12 protein-coding genes are annotated in these 6,000 nt (G+C 64.6%); 10 read left to right on the plus strand and 2 right to left on the minus strand.

From position 1 onward, the window contains the following. Positions 1–1,068: 1,068 nt before the first annotated feature. Both BRO63_RS04295 and BRO63_RS04300 read right to left on the minus strand, forming a co-directional pair. Entirely contained in the window at positions 1,069–1,350 is a 282-nt protein-coding gene (locus tag BRO63_RS04295; protein WP_011114071.1) for a type II toxin-antitoxin system YafQ family toxin, read from the minus strand. After that, on the minus strand, positions 1,337–1,600 hold the full coding sequence (locus BRO63_RS04300; RefSeq protein ID WP_011114070.1) for a type II toxin-antitoxin system RelB/DinJ family antitoxin: 264 nt from the start codon (positions 1,598–1,600) through the stop codon (positions 1,337–1,339). Before BRO63_RS04300 ends, BRO63_RS04295 begins: the two co-directional genes overlap by 14 nt. A 172-nt stretch (positions 1,601–1,772) precedes the next feature. Here BRO63_RS04300 and BRO63_RS04305 point away from each other — a divergent pair, with 172 nt between their 5' ends. The 10 genes from BRO63_RS04305 to BRO63_RS04350 form a co-directional block, all read left to right on the plus strand. Then, complete coding sequence (locus BRO63_RS04305) at positions 1,773–2,201, plus strand: antirestriction protein (protein ID WP_011114069.1); 429 nt, start codon at positions 1,773–1,775, stop codon at positions 2,199–2,201. Between the two features lie 44 nt (positions 2,202–2,245). Further along, positions 2,246–2,464, plus strand: coding sequence for a hypothetical protein (locus BRO63_RS04310; RefSeq protein ID WP_012478187.1), 219 nt, complete (start codon positions 2,246–2,248; stop codon positions 2,462–2,464). Positions 2,465–2,475: 11 nt separating this feature from the next. Then, the gene (locus tag BRO63_RS04315; RefSeq protein WP_256943236.1) at positions 2,476–2,961 is read left to right on the plus strand and encodes a hypothetical protein; all 486 of its coding nucleotides are present in this window, start codon (positions 2,476–2,478) and stop codon (positions 2,959–2,961) included. Between the two features lie 311 nt (positions 2,962–3,272). Beyond that, on the plus strand, positions 3,273–3,932 hold the full coding sequence (locus tag BRO63_RS04320; protein WP_256943237.1) for a hypothetical protein: 660 nt from the start codon (positions 3,273–3,275) through the stop codon (positions 3,930–3,932). 16 nt (positions 3,933–3,948) lie between these two features. Continuing rightward, entirely contained in the window at positions 3,949–4,206 is a 258-nt protein-coding gene (gene korC, locus BRO63_RS04325) for a transcriptional repressor KorC (RefSeq protein WP_011114067.1), read from the plus strand. Positions 4,207–4,363: 157 nt separating this feature from the next. After that, positions 4,364–4,600 (plus strand): stable inheritance protein KleA, encoded by a 237-nt coding sequence (kleA, locus tag BRO63_RS04330; protein WP_011114066.1) that lies wholly within the window; start codon positions 4,364–4,366, stop codon positions 4,598–4,600. 208 nt (positions 4,601–4,808) lie between these two features. Continuing rightward, entirely contained in the window at positions 4,809–5,135 is a 327-nt protein-coding gene (gene kleE, locus BRO63_RS04335) for a KleE stable inheritance protein (protein WP_011114065.1), read from the plus strand. Position 5,136: 1 nt separating this feature from the next. Next, the gene (locus tag BRO63_RS04340; protein ID WP_088138652.1) at positions 5,137–5,466 is read left to right on the plus strand and encodes a DUF2761 domain-containing protein; all 330 of its coding nucleotides are present in this window, start codon (positions 5,137–5,139) and stop codon (positions 5,464–5,466) included. A 106-nt stretch (positions 5,467–5,572) separates the two neighbouring features. Continuing rightward, complete coding sequence (locus BRO63_RS04345) at positions 5,573–5,881, plus strand: transcriptional regulator KorA (protein ID WP_041836477.1); 309 nt, start codon at positions 5,573–5,575, stop codon at positions 5,879–5,881. Beyond that, the coding region (locus tag BRO63_RS04350) for a ParA family protein (protein ID WP_143219442.1) at positions 5,878–6,000 on the plus strand (123 nt) is incomplete at its 3' end. The genes BRO63_RS04345 and BRO63_RS04350, both read left to right, overlap by 4 nt.

Raw genomic sequence — 6,000 nt, forward strand, 5'->3', positions numbered from 1 at the left:
TCAATGAAATCAACGATCTACCAACACCACCTCCGCGCCAGTGCTAGCTTTTCGTACCGTCACTTATTGCACTGAAAACGAGGAGACCCCTCACCGGGCCGGTGGCCCTCGCCGCTGGGCTTTGCGGCCCTGACGGGCCTTCCTGGCCCGTTTCCGGGGCCTTCCCTGCCCTGCCCCACCGGCGCGGCCGTTGTGGACAGTTCCGAGACAAGTCGGCCGGCTCCGGCCGGCGCAGCCCTGACGTTGACACTTGAGGGGCAGCGGGGCCGGCGCGATGTTGACACTTCGGGGGCAGCGGCCGATTTCGGCCTGGTCGAGCCGTCCAGGCGGCCGCCGAGGCGGCCTAAGTGCCTGATCGGCATGGAGTTATCCACCGAAGTTGTGGATAACCCTGTTAGGAACCCTGCCCCGGTATTGACACTTGAGGGGCGGCCCTACTGACACTTGAGGGGCGCGGTTCTTGACACTTGAGGGGCAGCGTATTGACACATGGGGGGCTTATCCATTGACACTTGAGGGGCGGCCTCTTCGCGCTTTTCCTTGGCGTGACAACGGTTTACGCGCGTTTTTCGGTCATGCTAACCAGGTTTTTAACCGTCTTTATAACCTTTTTATATAACCAGGTAGTTTTAACCAGAGGCTGGCGAAAAAAACGGCAACACGGCCCAAGCTACCGCGCAGCATGACCGGCCGCCGAAGGGGGGAAACCCCCCTTCTCGATCCCACCCGGCCGCAAGCGGCCTCCCATCCCCCCAGGGGCTACGCCCCTCGGCCGCCTTGCGGCCTCACCCCACAATGGAGCGCCTTCGGCGCTACGGCTTAGGAGAGCCAGGCGCAAGCGCCTGGCGGAAGGCAGTAAGTTCGAGAGCTTGCGAGGGGGCAAAGCCCCCTCACACTCCCCAACCAGGTCGCCGCGGTTCGACCGGCCGCGCGATCCTCAAGCATCGCAGCAGCTCCACCGCCGCAGGTTTTACGCCAAGGAAGGGGGTCGGCCAGCTCGGCCGGTGGCGCGGAAAGCGCCCCTCAAGTGTCAATGAAACGTGAGACGCGGGGCCAGGCCCGCGCCGATCACAAGCCGAGTTCGGAGTGAGAGCCGAGGCGCACCAGGCGCAGCGTGTCGGCGTCGGGCTTCTGGTAGATCAGCACCAGGTCGGGCTTGACGTGGCAATCCCGGTGATCCTTCCAGTCCCCGGTCAGCGCGTGGTCGCGGTGCCGAGGTTCCAGCGGCTGGTCGTCGGCGAGCGCGACCAGGACGGGCACCAGGTCGGCGTCGAGCGTGGCCCGGTGCTGCCCTTTCGCCTCGCGCTTGTAGTCGCGCTTGAACTGGCCGGTGCGCTCAATCTGCCGCATGCAGATCGGCCATCAGATCGTTGACGGTGGCGAAGCGCGGCAGCTTGCCCTTGCGGGCTTCCTTCATCGCCTCGATGGTGGTGGCGTTCGGAATCAGCGGCTCGAAGGGCAGCGCCTTGTCCTGGGCCACCTTCGTGAGCAGCAGCCGCACCGCGTCGGACACGGTAAGGCCCATCGCGGCCAGGACGGCCGCCGCTTCTTCCTTGATCGCGCCGTCGATGCGCGTTTGTACGAGCTGGTTTGCAGCCATGATTGGTTCTCCGGTTGGGTTCGTGAATTACATTGTAATGCACGCCAAGGGAAAGGGCAAGGTTTAGCGGCTAAAACGTTTAGCTAAAGTGCTTGACGATTAGGACATTTTGCCCTAATATAGCACTTGAAGGCCGGGCATTTCGCCCAGGTCAACTACCGGAGAAAGTCCGATGAACACCCAAGAGCAACCCGTTACCGCTTCCCTGGTCGCCGAGGCCCAGCGCCTCGACTTCCTGCCCGCCTACTTCGGCCCGCGTCTGATGATGCGCGGCGAGGCCCTGGTGTATGCCTGGCTTCGCCGGCTCTGCGAACGCTACAGCGGCGCGTATTGGCACTACTACACCTTGTCGGACGGCGGTTTTTACATGGCCCCCGACCTGGCCGACCGCCTGGAGATCGAGGTGGACGGCAACGGCTTCCGAGGCGAGTTGTCGGCCGACGCCGCCGGCATTGTCGCAACCCTGTTCGCGCTGGGTCAGCTCGCGGCCGAGGCCGCCGACACGGACGCCGGCGATGCCCTGATCGACCGCTATCACTTCCTGCGCGGCTTCGCAGCCAGCCACGCCGAGGCGGCCGCGATCTACCGGGCTATTGACTGATGAGGGGCGGCCCCGGCTTCGGCCGGGGCTTCCAGGAGGCGACCATGACCAGGAACAACGCTCCCCAGGCACCGACGAACAGCTACGCGACGGACGGCAAGTGCCACAACGCCGAGCCGGGCACCTACGGCCACGAATGCGGCAAGCCGGCCGCATGGATCGGCACGAACCACAAGGGGTTCAGCTCGGGATTCTGCGACGACTGCAAGCGCCACGGCTACGAAGCCCGCGACGTGATCGCGTGGCGGCGTGCTGACACTTGAGGGGCCGGCCGATGGCGAAGAAACGCAAGACGCCGGCCCAGCCGGGCCAGGACTGGAACGCGCCGGCGGCCGAGCTGCTGGCCGAGCTGCCCACCGACCGCGACGAGCTGCTGGCCGCCGCCGTGGCGGCCGTGGTGGAGATCGACGCGGCGATCATGCGCGGTGACGGTGCGGCCGCCGAGGCGGCCAGCGACCGATACGAGGCCGTCATCTGGAAGATGAACGGCGGAACGCACGTGGGCAGCATGGCCGACCACGACGCGCCCGGCCAGGTCATCGAGCGCCATTGCGCGGCGGTGCCTGGCGACGTGCCCTTGTGGGGCCAGCGCGGCCAGTTCCTGGTCGCGGATGGCGACATGCGCGCCCTGGTGGAGTACGAGGCCGGCTACGGCGGGCCGCTGGGTGCCCACTTCCAGTTCCACGTCATCGACCTGGACAGGCCGTTTATCTCCGAAACGGGCTACCGCTCGCACTTCGACACGGCGCAGGGCGCATGACGGTGGACGAGGTTGCGCGCGGCATCCTGGCTGCGCAGCGAGCCGAGAAGAAGGGGTCGTCTCAGAATTCGGAAAATAAAGCACGCTAGCGGTTGATCTGTCAGGTTGAAGCCTGAGAGGCCGAGCGCAGATCGTCAGAAAAGGCGAAAAACGATCCTAATCTGACGCAACATAGGTGGGGTGCCTGACGCCCGGTTGAGGCGTACTTCAACTGGACACCATTCCAGAAAGACCAAGCATGGCATGGCCTGCCGCTGTCTTACCGTGCTTTATTTCCCGTTTTCTCTATCGACCCCAAGAAGCGCCCGGTGATGGTCGAGGCCAGCTACCGCGACCGCCTGGCCGATGCTCCCCTGCCCGCTTGGCTGGCCGGCTTGGAGCCGCCGGCGCGGCGCGCACCGGCGACCGTCCTGGTGCCGCCGGGGTTCGTCCTGGTCGATGTGGTGCTGCCCTCGCATCGGGCCTTCATCGCCAGGCGCTGGGCGGCCGAGGCCGCGACCAGGATCAAGGCGGCCAGGGCCGCCGGGTTGGACGCCAAGGGAAAAATCACCGGCGCAGGCCCGGAGCGAGATCCCGCATCGCCAGAAACGACGATGACCTGCAGCATCGTCAAAGCCGACGATGCCGAGCCGGGCGAGGGCGGGCCTGTATCGCCGGAAACAACGATGCCGCGAGCGAGCGCGGCAACCTGCAGCATCGCCAGGAATGGCGATGGAGGCCCGGCCGACCTGGTGGAGTTCAAGCCCGGCCAGCGGTGCGAGATCGTGAGCGTCCATCACCCGGTTTTCGACCGCTACATCGGCAAGCGCATCATCATCGTGAAGGTGCATCCCGACACCCGCCAGGTGTGGGCGCACGACGACAGGCCGGTAACGTACAAGACCAATCGCGCAGGCCGGCGCGTGGTCGATTCAGACCCGAGCTGCATCCAGTCGATCTACGGCTTCGACCAGTTGCGGCTTATCACTTGACCAGGAGAACGAACAAATGACGAACGACGCCAATATCCGGCTGGAGTGCTTGAAGCCGGCCGAACGCTGGGCGCAACCGACCGGCGAGGAAGTCCGAGAGGTGCTGCGCCTGGCCGGGTTCAGCGGCAGCAAGGCCGCGAAGGCGCTGGGGCTGGGCGCGAAGGGCGACCGCACGATCCGCCGCTGGATCGGCGAGGACACCCCGATTCCCTATGCGGCATGGGCGATCCTGTGCGACCAGGCCGGGCTGGGCGTGATCTGGAAAGAGGATTGACGCCAAGGGAAAGGTTTTAGCGGCTAAAGTTTAGCCTTCGGATTCCGGTAAAGCGAAAAAAGTTTAGCTAAAGTGCTTGACAGGTTAGGGCATTTTGCCCTAATATAGCACTTGAAGGCCGGGCACATTGCCCAGGTCAACTACCGGAGAAAGTCCGATGAGCGACAACAAGATCATGCCCTGGATTGACGAGCTGGAGGGCGCGGCAGCGACCGACTTCCCGGCCCGCCGTGACGAGATCGCGGCCATGATGGCCGAGGCGGCCGAGCTGGTGTGCAAAGCCGAGGAACTGCGCGGCAAGGCGTACTTCGCCGGATGCTCCCTGGAGGGGCAGGCCAAGGGCCATTGGTCGATGGAAGCCGTCGAGCAGGCCAAGCGCCGGGCCGGCTGGTAAGAGCACATGGCCCGGTCGGCAACGGCCGGGCCTATCGAGGACGCCAAGAAGGAGTATTGCGTGAGCCGAGGCAAGATCAAGGGCGGCCCCAGGTGGAGGAACGCCCCGGAGTGATCCGGGGCGCTTGGCCTGGTGCTGGCACACCGTAACCATGCTTCCGAGTGGGAGCACCCAGCATTCAACACGTAAGCGCGTGGAGGGTCAAGCTATGTCCAACATCATCAAGTTCCCCAAGGAGATCGAGCAGCCCGCCGCGCCCGCGCCGGTGGAGCCTGCCGCCGCGTCTGCTGCCCCCAACAAGGCCCCCGGTGCTGGCCTGCTGGCCGGCCTGGTCAAGTTCGTATGGGTGGCGACCGTGCTGGTCTGGCCGATCCTCAAGTGGGTGCTGTCGATTGCCACCTTCTTCCAGTTCGTGCGGATGCTCTACCACTGGAACACGCCTGGCGTGTATGCCGGTTGGTCGTTCCTGGCGTACTTCGCGGTGCTGACCGCGATCACCTACTTCGTTTCGATCTACAAGCCGAAGGGGCTTTGACATGAAAAAACAGACCCTACCCTACCCGCCGGGATTCGTGGAGCCGAACACCGGCCGGGTGGCCGTCCTGGTGCGCGAGTACGCGGCCAGCGACTTGAACGGCGATGCGCCGGCCTATTGGTACAGCGCGCAATCCGAGGAATGGGGCCTTGACCCCTGGCGACTGGTGGAAGGCGTCGATCCGCACACCGCCGGCGGTCAGTTCGACGTGTGCTTTGCCAACGGTTCGAGCCGCACGGTCGGCCCGCTGATGACGTTCTTCATGAGTGCCGCTGACGCGGCCAGGTTGAACGCCAAGGAAGGAGATCATGCGCCCATTTTTAGCCGCTAAAAGGCTTGACGCGGGTGGCAAGTTTAGCTAAACTTCTGCACATGGTCGGCGGCTGGCACCGCCTTTTGTTCAACAACCGGGTGTGGAGTTTATATGGGTGTTCTCCATGAAGAAACGGCTAACCGAAGCCCAATTTCAGGCGGCGATCAAGGGCCTGGAGATCGGGCAGCAGACCATCGACATAGCGCGCGGCGTGCTGGTCGAGGGAAGGCCCCAGGCCGAGTTTGTGGCCTCGCTGGGGCTGTCCAAGGGGGCGGTGTCGCAAGCGGTCAGCCGCGTGTGGGCAGCAGCGGGGGGAGTGCTCCCCGAGGGATTCGAGCGGGTGACGGCGGTACTGCCGGAGCATCAAGCGTTCATCGTCAAGCGTTGGGAAGCCGACGCCAAGGGAAAGAGGAAACAGGAACCCAACTCATGAAAACACTGGTCACGGCAATTCAGAAAGGCGGCCAAGGCAAGACGTTCGCAACCTGCCACCTGGCATTCGACTTCCAGGAGCGCGGCCTTCGGGTTGCAGTGATCGACCTGGACACCCAG

It is taken from the genome of Achromobacter xylosoxidans (assembly GCF_002192695.1).
GTDB lineage: Bacteria > Pseudomonadota > Gammaproteobacteria > Burkholderiales > Burkholderiaceae_B > Achromobacter > Achromobacter xylosoxidans_C.

What these genes read in the sequence shown, in the direction of transcription:
- BRO63_RS04295 (WP_011114071.1), bottom strand. Translation starts at nt 1,350, where the DNA reads ATGCGGCAGATTGAGCGCACCGGCCAGTTCAAGCGCGACTACAAGCGC.
- BRO63_RS04305 (WP_011114069.1), top strand. Translation starts at nt 1,773, where the DNA reads ATGAACACCCAAGAGCAACCCGTTACCGCTTCCCTGGTCGCCGAGGCC.
- BRO63_RS04310 (WP_012478187.1), top strand. Translation starts at nt 2,246, where the DNA reads ATGACCAGGAACAACGCTCCCCAGGCACCGACGAACAGCTACGCGACG.
- BRO63_RS04345 (WP_041836477.1), top strand. Translation starts at nt 5,573, where the DNA reads ATGAAGAAACGGCTAACCGAAGCCCAATTTCAGGCGGCGATCAAGGGC.
- kleE (WP_011114065.1), top strand. Translation starts at nt 4,809, where the DNA reads ATGTCCAACATCATCAAGTTCCCCAAGGAGATCGAGCAGCCCGCCGCG.
- korC (WP_011114067.1), top strand. Translation starts at nt 3,949, where the DNA reads ATGACGAACGACGCCAATATCCGGCTGGAGTGCTTGAAGCCGGCCGAA.
- kleA (WP_011114066.1), top strand. Translation starts at nt 4,364, where the DNA reads ATGAGCGACAACAAGATCATGCCCTGGATTGACGAGCTGGAGGGCGCG.
- BRO63_RS04320 (WP_256943237.1), top strand. Translation starts at nt 3,273, where the DNA reads ATGGTCGAGGCCAGCTACCGCGACCGCCTGGCCGATGCTCCCCTGCCC.
- BRO63_RS04340 (WP_088138652.1), top strand. Translation starts at nt 5,137, where the DNA reads ATGAAAAAACAGACCCTACCCTACCCGCCGGGATTCGTGGAGCCGAAC.
- BRO63_RS04300 (WP_011114070.1), bottom strand. Translation starts at nt 1,600, where the DNA reads ATGGCTGCAAACCAGCTCGTACAAACGCGCATCGACGGCGCGATCAAG.
- BRO63_RS04315 (WP_256943236.1), top strand. Translation starts at nt 2,476, where the DNA reads ATGGCGAAGAAACGCAAGACGCCGGCCCAGCCGGGCCAGGACTGGAAC.